This is a genomic window from Alphaproteobacteria bacterium, assembly GCA_016124955.1.
Classification (GTDB): Bacteria; Pseudomonadota; Alphaproteobacteria; order UBA9219; family RFNS01; genus RI-461.
This window is the reverse complement of the sequence record WGMR01000003.1, coordinates 216136-235848: the sequence shown is the minus strand read 5'-3', so window position 1 is coordinate 235848 and position 19713 is coordinate 216136. Positions and strand designations below refer to the sequence as shown.

At 56.7% G+C, this 19713-nt stretch carries 18 protein-coding genes and 2 tRNA genes; 18 read left to right on the top strand and 2 right to left on the bottom strand.

The window, feature by feature from the left end:
- Positions 1-240 precede the first annotated feature (240 nt).
- From clpX to GC131_02005, 3 genes are all read left to right on the top strand, one after another.
- Positions 241-1518 (top strand): ATP-dependent Clp protease ATP-binding subunit ClpX, encoded by a 1278-nt coding sequence (gene clpX / locus GC131_02015; protein MBI1272846.1) that lies wholly within the window; start codon positions 241-243, stop codon positions 1516-1518.
- Positions 1519-1714: 196 nt separating this feature from the next.
- The gene (locus GC131_02010) at positions 1715-4147 is read left to right on the top strand and encodes an endopeptidase La (protein ID MBI1272845.1); all 2433 of its coding nucleotides are present in this window, start codon (positions 1715-1717) and stop codon (positions 4145-4147) included.
- Between the two features lie 202 nt (positions 4148-4349).
- Positions 4350-4658, top strand: a complete 309-nt coding sequence (locus tag GC131_02005; GenBank protein ID MBI1272844.1) for a DNA-binding protein HU — start codon at positions 4350-4352, stop codon at positions 4656-4658.
- A 79-nt stretch (positions 4659-4737) separates the two neighbouring features.
- On the opposite strand, the gene GC131_02000 is transcribed toward GC131_02005, so the two are convergent.
- Positions 4738-4812: transfer RNA gene (locus GC131_02000), tRNA-Val, on the bottom strand.
- The gene (locus GC131_01995) at positions 4792-6387 is read right to left on the bottom strand and encodes a hypothetical protein (protein MBI1272843.1); all 1596 of its coding nucleotides are present in this window, start codon (positions 6385-6387) and stop codon (positions 4792-4794) included. Before GC131_01995 ends, GC131_02000 begins: the two co-directional genes overlap by 21 nt.
- 149 nt (positions 6388-6536) lie before the next feature.
- Between GC131_01995 and GC131_01990 the strand changes: the two genes are divergently transcribed.
- The 15 genes from GC131_01990 to nuoL all read left to right on the top strand — a co-directional run bounded on the left by GC131_01990 (position 6537) and on the right by nuoL (position 19712).
- Positions 6537-6613 (top strand) — tRNA-Asp (locus tag GC131_01990).
- A 142-nt stretch (positions 6614-6755) separates the two neighbouring features.
- On the top strand, positions 6756-7124 hold the full coding sequence (locus GC131_01985) for an NADH-quinone oxidoreductase subunit A (protein ID MBI1272842.1): 369 nt from the start codon (positions 6756-6758) through the stop codon (positions 7122-7124).
- A 44-nt stretch (positions 7125-7168) separates the two neighbouring features.
- The gene (locus GC131_01980; GenBank protein MBI1272841.1) at positions 7169-7654 is read left to right on the top strand and encodes an NADH-quinone oxidoreductase subunit B; all 486 of its coding nucleotides are present in this window, start codon (positions 7169-7171) and stop codon (positions 7652-7654) included.
- 7 nt (positions 7655-7661) lie between these two features.
- The gene (locus GC131_01975; protein ID MBI1272840.1) at positions 7662-8315 is read left to right on the top strand and encodes an NADH-quinone oxidoreductase subunit C; all 654 of its coding nucleotides are present in this window, start codon (positions 7662-7664) and stop codon (positions 8313-8315) included.
- Entirely contained in the window at positions 8312-9535 is a 1224-nt protein-coding gene (locus GC131_01970; GenBank protein ID MBI1272839.1) for an NADH-quinone oxidoreductase subunit D, read from the top strand. Before GC131_01975 ends, GC131_01970 begins: the two co-directional genes overlap by 4 nt.
- Positions 9532-10125, top strand: a complete 594-nt coding sequence (gene nuoE / locus GC131_01965; GenBank protein MBI1272838.1) for an NADH-quinone oxidoreductase subunit NuoE — start codon at positions 9532-9534, stop codon at positions 10123-10125. Before GC131_01970 ends, nuoE begins: the two co-directional genes overlap by 4 nt.
- A complete protein-coding gene (gene nuoF / locus GC131_01960) occupies positions 10125-11411 on the top strand; it encodes an NADH-quinone oxidoreductase subunit NuoF (GenBank protein ID MBI1272837.1) in 1287 nt (428 codons plus the stop codon). Before nuoE ends, nuoF begins: the two co-directional genes overlap by 1 nt.
- 5 nt (positions 11412-11416) lie before the next feature.
- A complete protein-coding gene (locus tag GC131_01955; protein ID MBI1272836.1) occupies positions 11417-12304 on the top strand; it encodes a class I SAM-dependent rRNA methyltransferase in 888 nt (295 codons plus the stop codon).
- On the top strand, positions 12301-13098 hold the full coding sequence (locus GC131_01950) for an RNA methyltransferase (GenBank protein ID MBI1272835.1): 798 nt from the start codon (positions 12301-12303) through the stop codon (positions 13096-13098). The genes GC131_01955 and GC131_01950 overlap by 4 nt, the downstream gene beginning before the upstream one ends.
- A gap of 105 nt (positions 13099-13203) precedes the next feature.
- Positions 13204-15267, top strand: a complete 2064-nt coding sequence (locus GC131_01945) for an NADH-quinone oxidoreductase subunit G (GenBank protein ID MBI1272834.1) — start codon at positions 13204-13206, stop codon at positions 15265-15267.
- Positions 15264-16301, top strand: a complete 1038-nt coding sequence (gene nuoH / locus GC131_01940) for an NADH-quinone oxidoreductase subunit NuoH (protein MBI1272833.1) — start codon at positions 15264-15266, stop codon at positions 16299-16301. Before GC131_01945 ends, nuoH begins: the two co-directional genes overlap by 4 nt.
- Positions 16302-16308: 7 nt before the next feature.
- Positions 16309-16794 carry an NADH-quinone oxidoreductase subunit NuoI gene (nuoI, locus tag GC131_01935; protein ID MBI1272832.1) on the top strand — a complete coding sequence of 162 codons (486 nt, stop codon included), beginning with the start codon at positions 16309-16311 and terminating at the stop codon, positions 16792-16794.
- 17 nt (positions 16795-16811) lie between these two features.
- Positions 16812-17432 (top strand): NADH-quinone oxidoreductase subunit J, encoded by a 621-nt coding sequence (locus tag GC131_01930; GenBank protein ID MBI1272831.1) that lies wholly within the window; start codon positions 16812-16814, stop codon positions 17430-17432.
- Between the two features lie 14 nt (positions 17433-17446).
- Complete coding sequence (gene nuoK / locus GC131_01925; GenBank protein MBI1272830.1) at positions 17447-17755, top strand: NADH-quinone oxidoreductase subunit NuoK; 309 nt, start codon at positions 17447-17449, stop codon at positions 17753-17755.
- A 16-nt stretch (positions 17756-17771) separates the two neighbouring features.
- Positions 17772-19712: an NADH-quinone oxidoreductase subunit L gene (gene nuoL / locus GC131_01920; GenBank protein MBI1272829.1), complete on the top strand. Its 1941-nt coding sequence runs from the start codon at positions 17772-17774 to the stop codon at positions 19710-19712.
- Position 19713 lies beyond the last annotated feature (1 nt).

The following is a 19713-nucleotide window of genomic DNA, read 5'->3' as shown; positions in this document are numbered from 1 at the left end:
GCAATAACGCGCCCGATCAGGGCCTTAGGCCTGTATAGCGCGCGCATCTTGGTACGCATCCGGATTTAGCCAGCAGGCACTAGGGATAGAAAATTGTTGCTATGACCAGCGAGGTTTGCTGTCTTAATAATTGGGTAACGAAAAGCGATATACGCTTTAATTCTAGGCAAAGGGCCGCCAACTGCATCCCGCAGATTTCCGGCAGCCCGTAAGAAGGTGCGAAGGAGCGCGCAAGGTCACATGAGCAAGGCTTCGGGTGGTACGACCGATAACAAGAATACGCTTTACTGCTCCTTCTGCGGCAAGAGCCAGCATGAAGTGCGGAAGCTTATCGCCGGCCCGACGGTGTTCATTTGCGACGAGTGCGTCGAGCTCTGCATGGATATCATCCGTGAAGAGAGCAAGACGACGCTGGTTAAATCCCGCGACGGCGTTCCGACCCCGAAAGACATCAAGACCGTGCTTGATGACTATGTGATCGGGCAGGAATACGCCAAGCGTGTGCTTTCGGTTGCCGTGCACAACCATTACAAACGCCTTTCACACGGGGCCAAGAACCCGGATATCGAATTGGCGAAGTCGAACATCTTGCTGGTCGGCCCCACGGGTTGCGGCAAAACCTTGCTGGCCCAGACATTGGCCCGCATTATCGATGTGCCTTTCACCATGGCGGACGCGACGACACTTACTGAAGCGGGTTATGTCGGCGAAGACGTCGAGAACATCATCCTCAAGCTGCTGCAGGCGGCCGACTATAATGTCGAGCGTGCGCAGCGCGGGATCGTCTATATCGACGAAATCGATAAAATCAGCCGTAAATCCGACAACCCTTCGATCACCCGCGACGTTTCGGGCGAAGGCGTGCAGCAGGCGCTTTTGAAAATCATGGAAGGCACGGTCGCTTCGGTCCCGCCGCAAGGCGGCAGAAAGCATCCGCAGCAGGAATTCCTGCAGGTCGATACAACGAACATCCTGTTCATTTGCGGCGGTGCCTTCGCCGGGCTTGAAAAAATTATCGCGCAGCGCGGCAAGGGCAGCTCGATCGGCTTTGGTGCGGATGTGCGTGCCCCGGACGAACGCCGCGCCGGCGATTTACTGGCGGAGGTCGAACCGGAAGATCTTCTGAAGTTCGGTTTGATCCCCGAATTTATCGGTCGCTTGCCGGTGATCGCAACGCTGCGGGATCTGGATGCCGAAGCGCTAATCGAAATTCTGAGCAAGCCGAAGAACGCAATCGTGAAGCAGTTCCAACGCTTGTTCGAAATGGAAGATATCCAGCTCGATATCACCGAAGATGCTTTGCTCGGGATTGCGGAAAAGGCAATTCAACGCAAAACCGGCGCGCGCGGTTTGCGCACGATCATGGAAAGCATTCTGCTTGAGCCGATGTTCGACCTTCCTGGTTCCGCCAATATTGAAAAGGTGGTTATCAACAAGGATGTGGTGGAAGGGAAGGCCAAGCCGCTGTTTATCTATACGGATAAGACAGATAAGCAACGCGGTGGCGCGACCGCCTGATTTTTACGCAGGTTCGTTGCGTATGCGGCATGTTACCCACAGATAGTTTGCGTGAAAAAAGCCACAATATGCTGGTATTTTTGGATAATCGGTATCGTTCTGGTGGACGCGGGCTTGAAAAAACAGCATCGTACACCCACCTCTTTCTTCATAAGTTATCAATCAAAACGCGCTATCCAGATATCAGAGGCAGTCGATGACCAACCCCACCACTCCCGCAGCTCCCGTCACTGGCGGCGTCCTGTACCCGATTTTACCTTTGCGCGATATCGTGGTGTTTCCGCACATGATCGTGCCGCTGTTTGTGGGGCGTGAAAAATCCGTACGCGCGCTTGAAGATGTTATGCAGGAAGACAAGCATATTCTGCTGCTGACGCAAAAGAATGCTTCGCTTGACGATCCTGCGGTCGATGATCTTTATCGTGTCGGCACTATCGGCACCGTGCTTCAGCTCCTGAAGCTTCCGGACGGAACCGTGAAGGTTCTGGTTGAAGGCGGCCAGCGCGCGCAGGTCAAGAAATTCACCGACAATGCCGATTTCTTCCAGGCGGTTGCCGAACCGGTTGAAGAGGCGATGGGCGACGAGGCCGAGGTTGAAGCTTTGGCGCGCGCCGTTGTCGGCCAGTTTGAACAGTATTTGAAACTCAACAAGAAAATTCCGCCCGAAGTGCTGGTCTCGATCAACCAGATCGAGGATATCGGCAAGCTGACCGACACGATCGCTTCCCACCTTACGCTTAAAATTTCCGACAAGCAGTCGATCCTTGAGCTTCCCTCGGTCGGCGAGCGGCTGGAAAAGATTTTCGGCTTTATGGAAGGTGAGATCGGCGTTCTGCAGGTCGAGAAGCGCATCCGTAACCGCGTTAAGCGCCAAATGGAAAAGACGCAGCGCGAATACTATTTGAACGAGCAGATGAAGGCGATCCAGAAGGAACTTGGCGAGGGTGAAGATGGCCGCGACGAGCTTGCCGAACTGGAAGAAAAGCTGAAGAAAACCAAGCTGACCAAGGAGGCGCGCGAAAAGGCGCAAGGCGAGGTCAAGAAGCTCCGTTCCATGAGCCCGATGTCGGCCGAGGCCACGGTTGTCCGCAACTATCTCGATTGGATCATTTCCATTCCATGGAGCAAGCGCACCAAGGTCAAGAAAGACATCAAGGGTGCCAAAAAAATCCTGGATCACGATCACTTCGGGCTTGAGAAGGTCAAGGAACGTATTTTGGAATATCTCGCGGTCCAGCAGCGCCAGAGCAAACTGAAGGGCCCCATTCTTTGCCTCGTCGGCCCTCCGGGCGTCGGCAAAACATCGCTCGGTAAATCGGTCGCGAAGGCAACCGGGCGTAACTTCGTGCGTATGTCGCTTGGCGGCGTGCGCGACGAAGCCGAAATCCGCGGCCACCGCCGTACCTATATCGGCTCCATGCCCGGCAAGGTCATTCAGGGCATGAAGAAGGCCAAGTCATCGAACCCGCTATTCCTGCTTGATGAAATCGACAAGCTCGGTTCCGATTGGCGCGGTGACCCGACCTCGGCCCTGCTTGAGGTGCTGGACCCGGAACAAAACAACAGCTTCAATGACCATTACCTTGAGGTCGATTACGATCTGTCGGACGTGATGTTCGTTTGCACGGCCAACACGTTGCGCATGCCGCAGCCGCTGATGGACCGCATGGAGATCATTCGCCTTTCTGGCTATACCGAGGATGAAAAGGTTGAAATCTCGAAACAGCATCTGATCGAGAAGCAGGTTGAGCAGCACGGGCTGAAGAAGGGCGAATTCTCAATATCCGAAGACGCGCTTCGCGATCTTATCCGCTACTACACCCGCGAAGCCGGCGTGCGTAACCTTGAGCGCGAAATCGCCAACCTTGCCCGCAAGGCGGTCAAGGACATCCTGATGAAGGACCTGAAATCGCTGAACATCACGCGGCGCAATCTTGGCAAATATGCCGGGGTGAAGCGCTTCCAGTATGGCGAGATCGAAAGCGAAGATCTGGTCGGTGTGACCACCGGCCTCGCCTGGACGGAAGTCGGGGGCGATATTCTTTCGATCGAAGCCGTCACGCTGCCCGGCAAAGGCCGCATCACCACCACCGGCAAGCTCGGTGACGTGATGAAGGAATCCGTGCAGGCGGCAGAAAGCTATGTGAAGGCGCGCTCGATCGCGTTCGGTATCAAGCCGAACCGGCTCGATAAGCGCGATATCCACGTGCACGTGCCGGAAGGTGCAACCCCGAAGGACGGGCCTTCGGCCGGCGTGGCGATGGTAACGTCGATCGTTTCCGTGCTTACCGGAATTCCGATCCGCAAGGATGTGGCCATGACCGGTGAAATCACGCTGCGGGGCAGGGTGCTGCCCATCGGCGGGCTAAAGGAAAAGCTTTTGGCGGCGCTGCGCAGCGGTATCAAGACCGTCTTGATCCCCAAGGAAAACGAAAAAGACCTTGCGGAGATCCCGGACAACGTGAAGCGCGGGATGAAGATCATTCCCGTCACCACGGTTGACGAACTCCTGAAGCTTGCGCTTGCCAAACCGCTCGTGCCGATCGAATGGAACGAGGCGGAAGAAGAAGCCAAGGAAGCCGCCAAAAACAAGGATGGCAGCAAGGATGAGGAAGTCGTGCGGCATTAGCCGCAGCATTAAGCTCGTCGCGCAACCCTCTGAAATTCGCAGATAACCGCCATTTTATGCGCACATAAAGCTGTGCTGCATTTGACTGCGGTATGCGGGAAGCCTAGGATTCTCCCGGTTGGCTGCGGGATTCGCGCCTGTGCGCATAGCAAAGCCCAATCCCTGAGTAGCCGGTTTAACGCAAAAACCTAAGGAGAGTCCCATGAACAAGAATGAATTTATCGCTGCCGTTGCAGACAACAAAGCCCTTGCCCGCCTCGATCTTTCGAAGGCCGCCATTGCTACCGTTCTCGAAGCCGCCTTCGACACTGTCGAAAGCACGCTCAAGAAGGGCGAAGAAGTCCGGATCGTCGGGTTCGGCAACTTTTACGTTTCGCAGCGTAAGGCCGGGACCGGCCGCAACCCGCAGACGGGCGAACAGATCCAGATTGCGGCTTCGCGCCTGCCGAAGTTCCGCGCCGGCAAGCAGTTCAAGGAAATCGTGAACAAGGGCGCCAAGGCCAAGAAGTAATCACGCCCAAGTATCAGGCCGCCTGTTCCCGGTTTTGCCGGGGCAGGCGGCCTTTTTTATGGCTGCGAACGCATGAAAATGGTGGGCGGTGAGAGGTTCGAACTCCCGGCCCTCTCGGTGTAAACGAGACGCTCTACCGCTGAGCTAACCGCCCTTGGGCTATCCATACCAGAGCCAGGCTTAAAAGCGCAATAACGAGGCATGTGGCGGCCAGACCGGGCGCGATGATGATGCTGGCGTTATGATAGACGGCAGCAATATCGGTAAGACAGAAAGCGCCGTCATCGAAGGCATAGGTTTTGTCGGCGGCCTTGGTGGCACAGCCCCCAAACATTGCCGTTTGGGCCCAGAGCGTGGAAAGGTGATAAGCCGCAGTAAAGACCGTGCCGCCGAGAAACAGCGCCTTCCATGGTTTGGGGCCACGAAGAATATTCCCAAGGCCGACGGCAAAAACATATGCGATAGCCGGAGCCATGATGTGCAGGTACCAGCCGCCGGTCGAACCTTTTCCGGTCAACGCCATATTCACAAATACGTGATAGCCAAGACCGGCAAGAAAAAGCAATGCAGGCCAGACCGGGAGCCATGCGATATCGGATAGGGGCTTGCGGCGCAATTGGAACGTATAAGCCGCAAGGGGCATAAAACCGGCTACCGCTAGAACCAAGTAAAAAATATCGGGCCAGCGCGCAAGCGACCAGGGGCTTGCCCACAACCAAGAGGCGGGAATGATCGCCATGCCGCGGATTACTTCCAAAAAGGAAAAATGTGTTGCCAGCCCGGCCCAAAAGCCACCGTGATTATCCAGTTCTATGAAATCGCTGCCGCCGCTCAGGCTGCCATGGCTGATGATGTTATGCAGATGCCAGATACCGCCGATTAACCCGGCAACGCCCATGGATATTATGGATGCTTTGATGCGGCTCTTGAGCGGGTCCTTGCGTAAAAGCAAAAGCCATATACCGATTGCCGCGGTAATGGGCAGGAAAAACGCCTTTGTCAGCAGACCTGCGCCTAGCACGGTACCGATGGCGAACAGCCGTTGCATGGAGTAGGGGCGGTCTTGCCGTGAAACGAGCAGAACCCAAAGCGTCCCGAACAGAAGTGCGCATAGGGAATCGTTGCCGAGACGGGCAAATTCCGAAAAAAATCCGGGAACGCAAAAAGGGTACAATAGACCGAGCAGCATAAGTTTGTTGCCGGGTTCCTGCGGGATTGTTTTCGCGGCGGCCCGCAAGCCGATAACAAGCCCGGTGAGCGCGATGATCCAGGAAACCAGCCTTAGCCAGAAAAATTGCGCCGTGAGCGGCAACGTCGCCAGCGGTTTTATAACAGCGGCCATCAGGATGTAATAGAGCGGCGGGTGCTGGGCTTGCCAATTAAGTTCCGCGCCCGGCGTGAAACTTTGCGGCAGCACGGCAAGATTTTGTTTGTAGCCCGAAACCAGCTCCGGGTTCCTGAAAAACGCTTCGTATATCATGCCGCCGTTATTTTCAAACGGGCGGTTCGTGCTGTAGGGCATGGGGCCGATATCGCGGTAGGCTACGACTGTTTGGCTGATTTTTGCCTCGCCGTAAAAGGGGATTTTCCCTGTCGTCGCAATCTGCTGGATGCTCGAATAATGCATGGTTTCGTCATACCCCTCGAACGGCGGCAACAGGGCAAGATGTGCGACGCCGGTCAGAAACAGGGCAAAAACGAGAAGCCAGTGGTGCGGTTGCAGGGGCATGGGGGCTAAATAGCCGGAAAACAAGTGAATTGGGTGAACCTAGTCTTGGGCTTTGTTTTATAAACGGTTTCGCGTTTAATCCATATTTATTTGACATAGCTGGCAATTTTGCCCTATCACCTGCGCCTCGGCCCCGTTGGCCGAACTTTGCGGGTGTAGCTCAGTTGGTTAGAGCGCCGGCCTGTCACGCCGGAGGCCGCGGGTTCAAGTCCCGTCACTCGCGCCACTTTCATTGCGAAGTATTCTTAACGCCACAATAGATCATATTCCGGCCAAGAATTTATTGTATGGCCTTGATTTTACACGCCCAAAGGCTCACCTTCGGTCTGTTAGATTCGTCGTTTCCAGAAACCCAACAGCGGGCAATCATGGCCAGCGAGCTTGTCATATCCTATCTGCCGATCCTGTTGTTTATCGGCATTGCGCTTGTCGTGGCCTGCGCGGCTGTTGCGCTTTCCTTCATCATCGCGAAGCAAAAGCCTGATAGCGAGAAGCTTTCTGCCTACGAATGCGGGTTCGAGGCGTTTTCGGATGCCCGTCACAAGTTCGATGTACGCTTTTACCTCGTGGCGATCCTTTTCATTATTTTCGATCTCGAGGTCGCGTTCCTGTTTCCCTGGGCCGTTACGCTGGGCGATATCGGCCTGTTCGGGTTCTGGTCCATGGTTGCGTTCCTTGGCGTTCTGACTATCGGGTTTATATATGAATGGAAGAAGGGAGCGCTTGAGTGGGAGTGATCAAGCAACCAGAGTTCGGCGAACCCGTCACCGGCGCTGATGCGCTGGCCGCGCGTTTGGGCGAGGTGGTGGAAGACAAGGGCTTCCTGCTGACCAAGTTCGACGATTTGCTGAACTGGGCGCGCACGGGTTCGATGTGGCCGATGACGTTCGGGCTTGCCTGCTGCGGGGTCGAGATGATCCACGTCTATATGAGCCGTTATGACCTCGACCGCTTCGGCATGATGCCGCGCGCCTCGCCGCGCCAGTCGGATGTCATGATCGTCGCCGGCACGCTGTGCAACAAAATGGCGCCTGCGCTGCGCAAAGTTTATGACCAGATGCCTGAGCCGCGCTGGGTGATATCCATGGGTAGCTGCGCGAATGGCGGCGGTTATTACCATTATTCCTATTCGGTTGTGCGCGGTTGCGATCGCGTGGTTCCGGTCGATATCTATGTGCCCGGCTGCCCGCCGACGGCGGAAGCGCTGCTTTACGGCATTATGCAATTGCACCGCAAAATACGCGGCCGCAGCAAGATCGCGCGCTAGACCGGCCATGACGAATATGCACACAGAATCCGAAGCACGCCTGCAGGAACTTGCTGACGGTATGCGCAGCCTTTTGGGGCAGGATCTGCTCGAGACCGAAATCGCGCTCGGTGAGCTGTGCATTACGGTCAAGCGCGAAAGCATAACAAAGGTTTTGCGCCAATTGCGTGACGACCCGCGCACCATGCTGCAGCAATTGATGGATATTTGCGGGGCCGATTACCCGGAACGGCCCGAACGGTTCGATGTGGTTTATAACCTGCTTAGCCTGCGCCAGAACCATCGCGTGCGCATTAAGGTTACGGCGGACGAGCAGACGTCCGTGCCGTCGGTCGCCGAACTTTACAGCGCCGCCGCATGGTTCGAGCGCGAAACGTGGGATATGTACGGCGTGACCTTTTCCGGCAACCCCGATCTGCGCCGCATCCTGACCGATTACGGTTTTGAAGGGCACCCGCTGCGCAAGGATTTTCCGCTTACGGGCTATGTCGAGGTGCGTTATGACGACGAACAGAAGCGCGTTGTCTATGAACCCGTAAAGCTGGTGCAGGATTTTCGTAATTTTGATTTTCTCAGCCCCTGGGAAGGGATGACCGATATTATGCTCCCCGGCGATGAAAAAGCCGTGAACCCCAAGGCCAAGCCTGCGGAGAAATCATGAGCACGGCAAAGGCACAACAGCCTGCGACAGAAGAACAGAGCGGAAAAAAGACCCGCCCCTTCACCATGAATTTCGGGCCGCAGCATCCGGCCGCGCACGGCGTGCTGCGTCTGATCCTTGAGATGGACGGCGAGGTTGTCGAGCGCGCCGATCCGCATATCGGCCTTTTGCATCGCGGCACAGAAAAGCTGATCGAATACAAAACCTATCTGCAGGCGGTGCCGTATTTCGACCGGCTCGATTACGTTTCGCCCATGTGCCAGGAGCACGCCTTCGCGCTGGCGGTCGAGAAGCTTCTGAAAATTACGCCGCCGCTGCGTGCGCAATATATCCGTGTGCTGTTCGCGGAAGTGACGCGTATCCTGAACCACATCCTGAATATCACGACCTTCGCGATAGACGTTGGCGCCGTGACGCCTTCGCTTTGGGGGTTCGAGCAGCGTGAAGAGCTGATGGAATTTTATGAGCGCGTTTCGGGCGCGCGCATGCATGCGAATTATTTCCGTCCGGGCGGCGTGCATCAGGATTTGCCCGCCGGCCTCGCCGACGATATGTGGGCGTGGACCGAGCGTTTCCCTAAATTCCTGGCGGATGTTGAAAGCCTGCTGACCAATAACCGCATTTTCAAACAGCGTACGGTCGATGTCGGGATTGTGACAAAGGAACAGGCGCTGGATTGGGGTTTTTCGGGTCCGATGTTGCGCGCTTCGAACGTCGCGTGGGATTTGCGTAAATCGCAGCCCTATGATGTTTATGGCAAAATGGAATTCGATGTGCCCGTTGGGCTGACCGGCGATTGCTATGCGCGTTATATCGTGCGTATCGAGGAAATGAAGCAGGCATGGAAGATCATTCGGCAGTGCCTGCACGAATTGCCGCGCATGGATGGCCCGATCAAGACCGACGACCGCAAGATCGCGCCGCCGCCGCGTACCGAAATGAAGAAATCGATGGAAGCGTTGATCCATCACTTTAAGCTATACACCGAAGGCTATCACGTGCCGGAAGGTGAAACCTACACCGCCGTGGAAGCGCCAAAAGGCGAATTTGCGGTCTATCTCGTTTCCGATGGCACCAACAAGCCGTATCGCTGCAAAATACGCGCGCCCGGTTTTGCGCATTTGCAGGGTACGGATTTTATGTGCCGCGGGCATTTGCTGGCCGATACCGTCGCGATCGTTGGCAGCATGGATATTGTGTTCGGGGAGATCGACCGGTGAGCGCCGCTGCGGAAAAAGCTTTTGTCTTTACGCCTGAAAACTTTGAGCAGGCGAAGAAAATTATCGCGAAATACCCGGAAGGGCGGCAAGCGAGCGCCGTGATCCCCTTGCTCGATATCGCGCAGCGGCAGCACGATAACTGGCTGCCGCGCGCGGCGATGGATTATGTGGCCGATATGCTGGAAATGCCGCGCATCAAGGTCTATGAGGTCGCGACCTTCTACACCATGTTTAACAAGCATCCGGTTGGCCGGAACTTCATACAGGTTTGCACGACTACGCCATGCTGGCTGCGCGGTTCGGACGACATCAAGCGCGTCTGCAAGGAAAAGCTGGGCATTGGCCCCGGCGAAACCACGGAAGACGGAAAATTCTCGGTGACCGAGGTTGAATGCCTTGGTGCATGCGTCAATGCGCCCATGGTGCAGGTGAATGACGATTATTTTGAAGATCTTTCGCCCCAGCTGATGGGCAGACTGATCGACGATCTGGCGGCGGGCCGCGAAATTTCGGTGGGTTCCCAGACCGGGCGGCGCGGTTCATGCGCGCAGAACGGTCCGACAAGCTTGAAGAACAGGAAGGCCGGGTGATGCTCGACGATAAAGATCGCATATTCACCAATCTGTACGGGTTCGAGCCGTGGAACCTTGAAGGCGCGCGCAAACGCGGTATCTGGGACAACACGGCAGCGATCATCGCCAAGGGCAAGGATGCGATTATCGAGGATGTGAAAAATTCAGGGCTGCGCGGGCGCGGCGGCGCGGGTTTTCCCACGGGAATGAAGTGGTCGTTCATGCCCAAACATATGGGCGAACGGCCACGCTACCTTGTTGTGAACGCGGACGAGTCAGAGCCCGGCACATGCAAGGACCGCGATATTCTGCGTTTCGATCCGCACCGCTTGCTGGAAGGCTGCCTGATTTCCGGTTTCGCGATCAACGCGCATGTTTGCTACATATACATTCGCGGCGAGTTTTATAACGAAGCTTCGCACATTCAGCAGGCGATTGATGAGGCCTATGCTGCGGGGCTTTTGGGCCGCAACGCGGCCAAAAGCGGCTGGGATTTCGATATTTACCTGCATCGCGGCGCGGGCGCCTATATTTGCGGGGAAGAAACCGCTTTACTGGAAAGCATCGAAGGCAAGAAGGGCCAGCCGCGCAACAAGCCGCCGTTCCCCGCCATGGCCGGGCTTTATGCCTGCCCCACCATCGTGAACAATGTTGAAACCATTGCGGTTGTGCCGGAAATTTTGCGTCGCGGGGCGGAATGGTTCGCGGGCATCGGGCGGCCGAAGAATTCCGGCACCAAGATCTTTTGCATTTCCGGCCACGTCAACCAGCCTTGCAACGTTGAGGAGGCGATGGGCGTGCCGATGAAAGAGCTGATTGAAAGGCATGCGGGCGGCGTGCGCGGCGGGTGGGATAACCTGCTCGCGGTCGTGCCGGGCGGCTCTTCGACCCCTATTTTGCCAAAAGAATTGTGCGAAACCGCGCTGATGGATTTCGACAGCCTGCGGGCGATCAATTCAAGCCTCGGTACCGCCGGTGTGATCGTGATGGAAAAGGGAACCGACGTAATCTATGCCATTGCACGCTTCAGCTATTTTTACATGCATGAAAGCTGCGGCCAGTGCACGCCGTGCCGTGAAGGCACGGGCTGGCTCTGGCGCGTGATGCAGCGCATGGTGAAGGGCAACGCCACGGTCGATGAAATCGATACGCTGCTGGAAGTCACTAAGGAAATCGAAGGTCATACCATTTGCGCGCACGGCGATGCGGCGGCATGGCCCATTCAGGGGCTTATTCGTCATTTCCGTCCGATGATGATTGAGCGGATCGAGCAATACCGCAAACAATCCCAGGCGGCCGCCTGATCTCCATGCCGGATGCAAACCCAAAATTACTGGTCACCGCCGGGTGGCCCGATTATGCGCTGCTGGATAGCGGCGGCGGGCTTAAGCTTGAAAAGTACGGCCGCTATACCGTTGTGCGCCCGGAACCGCAGGCGATGTGGGAGCCAGCATTGGCGCAGGCGGAATGGGGCAAGGCCGATGCCGTATTCGCGTCAACCGACGATGATGATGCGGGCCGCTGGAAATACCGCGGCAAGCCGGCCGAAACATGGCCGATGGAATATAGCGGCGTGAAATTCCTCGGCCGGTTCACGGCGTTTCGCCATATGGGCGTTTTCCCGGAACAGCATTTGCAATGGGAGCAGATGGCGCAAGCGATACGCGGCGCGGGACGCAAGGTGCGGATTTTGAACATGTTCGCCTATACCGGCGTGGCTTCGCTGATCGCGGCGCAAGCGGGGGCCGAAATTACGCATCTGGATGCTTCCAAGAAAGCGATCCAGTGGGCCAAGGATAACCAGCAGGCCAGCGGGCAGGACGAACGTTCGGTGCGCTGGATTTGCGATGACGCGCAAAAATTCGTGGCGCGCGAGGTGAGGCGCGGCGCGCAGTATGACGGCATTATTCTCGACCCGCCCAAGTTCGGCCGCGGCCCGAAGGGGGAAAAATGGGAGCTGTTCGATCACCTGCCGCAGATGCTGAAAGATTGCCGCAAGTTGCTCGGCGAAAAGCCGCTGTTCCTGATGCTGACGGCCTATAGCATTCGGGCTTCCTTCCTTTCGCTGCACGGCTTGATGCAAGATGTTCTTGGCGATATGCCGGGCAAAATCGAAAGCGGCGAACTGGCGATCGAGGAAAAAAGTAAAAAGCGGCTTATTGGCACCGCACTTTACAGCACATGGTCAGCACGATGAGCGTTAAAAGCATAACCAGCACGGCGAACCCGCAGATCAAGCAGATCGCGAGCCTGTTCGTGCGTAAATACCGCACGCAGGCAAAACAATTTGTGGCCGAAGGCATTCGCACGCTTCTGGATGCGCAGGAGCAGGGTTTTGTTCCCCGCACGCTCGTTTATCTGGATGACATGGGCGGCAACAAGCATGTGGAACGTTTGCGCGGCGCAATGGGCACAAAAGGTTCGTGCCTTGAAGTCAGCCGCAAGGTGATGGAAAAGCTGACAGGCCGCGGCAACCCGCAAAGCGTGATCGGCATTTTTGACCAGCATCAGGGCGATCTGGCGGGTATCGCCGCACATAAAGCGGGTATTTGGGTAGCGCTGGAAGGAGTGCGCGACCCCGGCAATCTTGGCACCGTGATTCGTACAGCCGATTCGGCTGGCGCTGATGGCGTGATCCTGATCGGCGAGGTATGCGATCCGTTCTCAATTGAAGTTGTGAGGGCGAGCATGGGGTCCATTTTTAATCAGAAGCTTATCAGGTGTTCTTGCGATGAATTCTTGGTATGGCGTTCCAAATGGCCGGGAATGGTCGTTGGCACCCATTTGCAGGCCAAGCAGGGCTACAGAGCCCCGAAATACCGCAAGCCGATTTTGTTGCTGATCGGGAATGAACAATCCGGTTTGCCCGAAAACATGGCCAAGGCGTGCGATACGCTGGTCAAAATACCTATGCGGGGGCGTGCGGACTCGCTCAACCTCGCGGTCGCGACAGGTGTGATGCTTTACGCGATTACCGATGCCTGTGGATAAGTTTGGTGTGACATAAATGAACGGCTTGAAAGATAATTGGAAATCGCCGCTTTTGCGTGAATCGGCGTTGCATTATAAAGCATTGAGATTCATGGATATGAACCTATGCCGAAACTGAGCATCAACAACACCGAAATCGAGGTCGTGCCCGGTACATCCGTGCTGCAGGCGTGCGAGCAGCTTGGCATCGAAATTCCCCGTTTTTGCTATCACGACAAACTTAGCGTTCCCGGCAATTGCCGCATGTGCCTTGTCGAAGTCGAAAAGACGCCGAAGCCGCAAGCGAGCTGCGCGCTGCCCTGCGCCGACGGCATGGTCGTGCGCACCGAAACCGATGTGGTCAAGCGCGCCCGCAAGAATGTCATGGAAATGCTGCTGATTAACCACCCGCTTGATTGCCCGATTTGCGATCAGGGCGGCGAGTGCGATTTGCAGGATCAGGCGGTCGCTTATGGCTTTGACCGTGGCCGCTTTGCGGAAAACAAGCGCGCGGTCGAAGACAAGAATTTCGGCCCGTTGATCGGCACCGCCATGACGCGCTGTATCCAGTGCACCCGCTGCATCCGCTTTATCGACGAAATTGCAGGCACGCCCGTGCTGGGCGGCATCAACCGCAGCGACCATCTTGAGATCACGACCTATGTCGAGCAGGCGATCACGTCCGAGCTTTCCGGCAACCTGATCGATGTTTGCCCTGTGGGCGCGCTGACCAACAAGCCTTATGCGTTTGAAGCCCGGCCGTGGGAATTGCAAAAGACCGAGACGGTCGATGTGATGGATGCGGTCGGTTGCAGCATACGCGTGGATACGCGCGGGGCCGAGGTCATGCGCATTCTGCCGCGCTTGAATGAAGACGTGAACGAAGAATGGATCAACGATAAAACCCGCTTCGCTTGCGACGGGCTGAAGCGCCAGCGGCTCGACCGCCCCTATGTGCGGCGGGACGGCAAATTGCAACCCGCCACGTGGCAGGAAGCCTTCGCGGCCGTGGCCGCGCGCCTGAAGGGTGCCGACGGCAAACGCATCGGCGCGCTCGCGGGCGATATGGCGGATTGCGAAAGCATGTTTGCGCTGAAGCAGCTTATGGGCACACTTGGTTCGCCCAACATCGATTGCAGGCAGGATGGCGCAACCTATGACGTTTCGCAGCGCGCCGGCTACCTGTTCAACAGCGGTATCGCGGGGATCGAGCAGGCGGATGCCGTTCTGCTTATCGGTTGCAACCCGCGCTATGAAGCCACGCTCGTCAACGCCCGGATCCGCAAGCGCTGGCTGCAGGGCGGAATGCGCGTCGCGTTGATCGGCGAGCCTGTTGATCTGACATACCCCTACCGGCATCTGGGGACGGGCGGGCAGGCCATACACGACCTGCTGAACGAAAAGGGCGAATTTTTCAACATCATGCGCAGCGCGCGCAACCCCATGGTCATTCTTGGCGCCGGTGCGCTGGCGCGCAAGGATGGCAAGGCGCTGCAGGCGGCCGCTTGCAAGATTGCCGCGAAATTCAATGTCGTGCGCGATGACTGGAACGGTTTTAACGTTCTGCAACTCGCGGCTGCGCGCGTTGGCGGGTTTGAGCTTGGCTTTTTGCCGCAACAAGGCGGCATGACCACGCAGCAAATCGTCGATGCCGCAGGGCAGGGCGGGTTGGATGTTTTGTGGCTGCTTGGCGCTGACGAAATTGATACGGACAAGCTTGGAACATGCTTCGTCGTGTATCAGGGTCATCATGGCGACCGCGGCGCACACCGTGCCGATGTGATTTTGCCGGGCGCGGCCTATACGGAAAAGAACGCGATTTATGTAAACACCGAAGGCCGCCCTCAGCGTGCGCGGCAGGCTGCTTTTCCGCCGGGCGAAGCGCGGGAAGATTGGAAGATCATCCGCGCGCTTTCTGAATTTGCCGGACACAAGTTGCCGTATGATAACCTTGCCGCCCTCAGGCAAGCGATGCAGCAGGCAAGCCCCGTGTTCGCGCACATCGCGGAGATGACACCGGTCGCTTGGCAGCCGTTCGGCACCGAAGGCGCAATTGATGACGCGCCATTCGTGCCGACGCTCGATCACGCAGGTTTCTATATGACCAACAGCATTTGCCGTGCTTCCCCCACCATGGCGCAATGCGTCGCCATGCTTGATGGCGGCATACAGGCGGAGGCGGCGGAATGACGCTTCTCGAGATTTGGCAAAACTATCTAATGCAGCCCGCTATTATGGTCGGGTGCATTGCCGCCATCGTTGTCGTGGTGTTGATAGGAGTCGCGTACCTGACCTATGCCGAACGCAAGGTGCTGGCGGCGATGCAGCTCCGCAAGGGGCCGAACGTGGTGGGGCCCATCGGCTTGCTGCAACCCATCGCCGATGGCATCAAGCTTTTGGGCAAGGAAACCATTATTCCTTCGGGCGCTAACCCGGTTTTGTTTATCGGCGCGCCGGTGCTGACCTTTTTCCTCGCGCTTTCTGCATGGGCCGTGGTGCCGTTCGATGCCGGTTTGGTGCTGGCCGACATTAATGTAGGCATTCTTTATCTGTTCGCGATTTCATCGCTCGGTGTTTACGGCATCATTATCGCCGGCTGGTCATCCAATTCCAAATATTCTTTCCTCGGCGGTCTGCGTTCGGCGGCGCAGATGGTCAGCTATGAAGTTTCCATCGGCCTTGTGATCATCACCGTGCTGCTGATGAGCGGTTCGTTGAACTTAAACGCCATTATTCTGGCGCAGCAGGATGGCTGGTTTGCCTTCAAATTGTTCGCGCCCGAAGGCTGGCCGGTCGGGTTGCCGCTTTTATTCCCGATGGCGGTCGTGTTCTTTATTTCGGCGCTGGCGGAAACAAACCGCCACCCATTCGATTTGCCGGAAAGCGAATCCGAACTGGTGGGCGGGTTTAATACCGAATATTCGTCCATGAGCTTCGCGCTGTTCTTCCTTGGCGAATACGCCAACATGATTTTACTGAGCGCGGTCACCACCATATTGTTCCTTGGTGGCTGGCTGCCGCCGTTTTATATCGAGCCGTTTACCTATGTGCCGGGTTTTATCTGGTTCGTGCTGAAAATATGTTTTGTGCTGTTCCTGTTTCTGTGGGTGCGTGCGGCGCTGCCGCGTTACCGTTATGACCAGCTGATGCGGATCGGCTGGAAGCTTTTCCTTCCGCTATCGCTTGTGTGGGTCGTGCTTATCGCGGCCACGCGGGTATTGTGAGGATGTGATGTCGTTTCTCCAAGACAGCAAACGGTTGTTCCTGATCGAGATTGTGCAGGGTCTTGCATTGACCTTCTCCTATCTTTTCAAATCGCGCGTGACCATCAATTACCCTTATGAAAAAGGGCCGTTGAGCCCGCGTTTTCGCGGCGAACACGCATTGCGCCGTTATCCGAATGGCGAGGAGCGCTGTATTGCCTGTAAGCTTTGCGAAGCCGTGTGCCCCGCGCAGGCGATTACGATCGAGGCCGAGCCGCGCGAAGACGGCAGCCGCCGCACCACGCGCTATGATATTGATATGACCAAGTGCATCTATTGCGGGCTGTGCCAGGAAGCTTGCCCGGTCGATGCGATCGTGGAGGGGCCGAACTTCGAATATGCGACCGAGACGCACGAAGAGCTTCTTTATAACAAAGACAAGCTGCTGGCGAATGGCGACAGGTGGGAGGCCGAGATTGCGGCCAATCTTGCCGCCGATGCGCCATACCGGTAAGCGAGGAACGTAACAGGATGGAAATACTTCCCGGCCTTGTTTTTTACCTTTTTTCCGCCGTGCTGGTTGCGGCGGCATTGATGGTGATTGCCGCGCGCAACCCCGTGCATGCCGTGCTGTTTCTTGTGTTGTGTTTCTTTAATGCGGCCGGGCTTTTCGTGCTTATGGGCGCGGAATTTATCGCCATGATCCTGGTGATCGTTTATGTCGGCGCGGTCGCGGTGCTTTTCCTTTTTGTCGTCATGATGCTCGATATCGATTTCCGCGAACTGCGCCACGGGTTCCTGAGCTACATGCCTATCGGCGCTCTGGTCGGGCTTATTATCCTTGCCGAACTTGGCATGGGGCTGGCGACCTACGGGGCCGGGCCGGATGCCGACGGCATTGTGCCGGTATCGGAAGCCGAAGCGCCGGGCGTTGAAAACACCGTCGCTATCGGCCGCGTTTTATACACAAGCTATATCTACCCGTTCCAGGTTTCCGGGCTTGTGCTTCTGGTCGCGATGATCGGCGCTATCGTGCTGACGTTGCGCCACAAGCCGGATGTGCGGCGGCAGAAGCTGCAGCAGCAGCTTGCGCGCAGGCGGAATGAAACGGTCGAGATCAGACAGGTCGAAAGCGGGAAGGGGGTATCGTGATGGATATGCATGCCTTGCCCGTTGGGCTTCCCCATTTTCTTATCGTTGCCGCCATTTTGTTTACGATCGGCGTTTTCGGCATTTTCATCAACCGCAAAAACGTCATCATCATCCTGATGTCGATCGAGTTGATGCTGCTGGCCGTGAACATCAACTTCGTTGCCTTTTCCGTGGCGTTGAACGATTTGCTCGGGCAGGTATTCACGATGTTCGTTCTTACCGTCGCTGCGGCCGAGGCGGCCATCGGCCTTGCCATCCTTGTCGTTTACTTCCGCAACCGTGAAAGCATCGCGGTTGAGGATATCAACCAGATGAAGGGCTAGGAACATGCCGGTCTGGATGGATTATGCCGCCGTTTTCGCTCCGCTTGCCGGGGCCATTATCGCCGGGCTGCTGAACCGCCGGTTGGGCGACCGCGGCGCGCAGCTTATCACCTGCGCTGGCGTTTTGATTGCGGCTACGGCCTCAATCGCAATCTTCAAGGATGTGGCGCTTGAGGGCAACGCGCGGTTGCACCAATTGTTTCCCTGGATCAATTCTGGCGACCTTACGGTCAACTGGGCGATCAAGCTCGATACGCTGACGGCGGTGATGCTTGTTGTCGTTAACGGCGTTTCGGCGATGGTTCACCTGTATTCGGTTGGCTATATGAGCCACGATCACAGCAAGCCGCGCTTCATGGCTTACCTCAGCCTCTTTACCTTTTTCATGCTCATGCTGGTGACGGGTGACAACCTGCTGCAGATGTTCTTTGGTTGGGAAGGGGTGGGGCTTGCTTCCTACCTGCTGATCAATTTCTGGTATGAAAAAGACAGCGCGAACAAGGCTTCGATCAAGGCGTTTCTTGTCAACCGGGTCGGCGATTTCGGCTTCGTGCTTGGTATATTCGGTTGCTACATGGTTTTTAATTCCATCGAGTTTGCGACCATTTTTGCCCGCGCGCCTGAAATGGCGGATGTGAGCTTTATGTTCCTCGGTCACGCCGTGCCTGCGCTGACGACCATTTGCCTGCTTTTGTTCGTGGGCGCGATGGGCAAATCGGCGCAGCTGGGGCTGCACACATGGTTGCCGGACGCAATGGAAGGCCCGACCCCTGTTTCCGCGCTGATTCATGCCGCCACAATGGTAACGGCTGGCGTGTTCATGGTGGCACGGCTTTCGCCGCTATTTGAATACGCGCCCGTGGCGCTGATGGTTGTGACGGTCGTGGGCGCGCTGACGGCCATTGTTGCCGCCACAATCGGGCTGACGCAATTCGATATCAAGCGCGTGATCGCTTATTCGACCATGAGCCAGCTTGGTTATATGTTCTTCGCGCTCGGTGTTTCCGCCTATTCCGCCGGTATTTTCCACCTTATGACGCACGCTTTCTTCAAGGCGCTTTTGTTCCTCGGGGCCGGCTCGGTGATCCATGCGCTGTCGGGCGAGCAGGACATGCGCAAGATGGGCGGTATCTGGAAGAAAATCCCGTGGACCTATGCGCTCATGTGGATCGGTTCGCTCGCGCTCGCGGGTGTTGGCATACCCGGCGTGTTCGGCATGGCGGGTTTCTATTCCAAGGATATGATTCTAGAAGCCGCCTATGCCGACCATAGCTGGTTCGGGGAAACGGCTTATTGGCTTGGCGTTGCCGCAGCCTTCATGACCGCATTCTATTCATGGCGCCTTCTGTTGCTGACCTTCCACGGCAAGCCGCGGATGGATCGTCACACGCTTGATCATGCGCATGAAAGCCCTTGGATCATGCTCGGCCCGCTTTTGCCGCTGGCGGCCGGGGCCGTGGCAGCCGGGTATTTCGGCTATGAGCTTTTTGTCGGCCACGAGCGCGGTGAATTCTGGCGGCAGGCCATACGTGTGCTGGCGCCGAACGATACGCTGGAAGCGGCGCACCATGCACCGGAATGGGCAAAGATACTGCCTGTCGGCATTGCGGTTGCGGGCATCGTGTTTGCATATCTGTTTTATGTGGTGTGGCCGGGTCTGCCCGCGAAGATCGCAAGCGGGCTTGGCGGCATCTACCGGCTTGTGTTCAACAAATACTATTTCGACGAAATTTACGATTTCGTTTTTGTGCGTAATGCCAACCGGCTGGGGCGGCTGTTCTGGAAGGTCGGCGACGACATGATCATCGACGGGCTTGGCCCCAACGGTATCGCCGCACTGGTGCAGAGGCTGGCGAAGCGCGCGAGCGCGCTGCAGACCGGCTATGTCTATCACTATGCCTTTGCAATGGTGATTGGCCTTGCGGTGATCATGACATGGTTCTGGGTGAGGGCGTAAC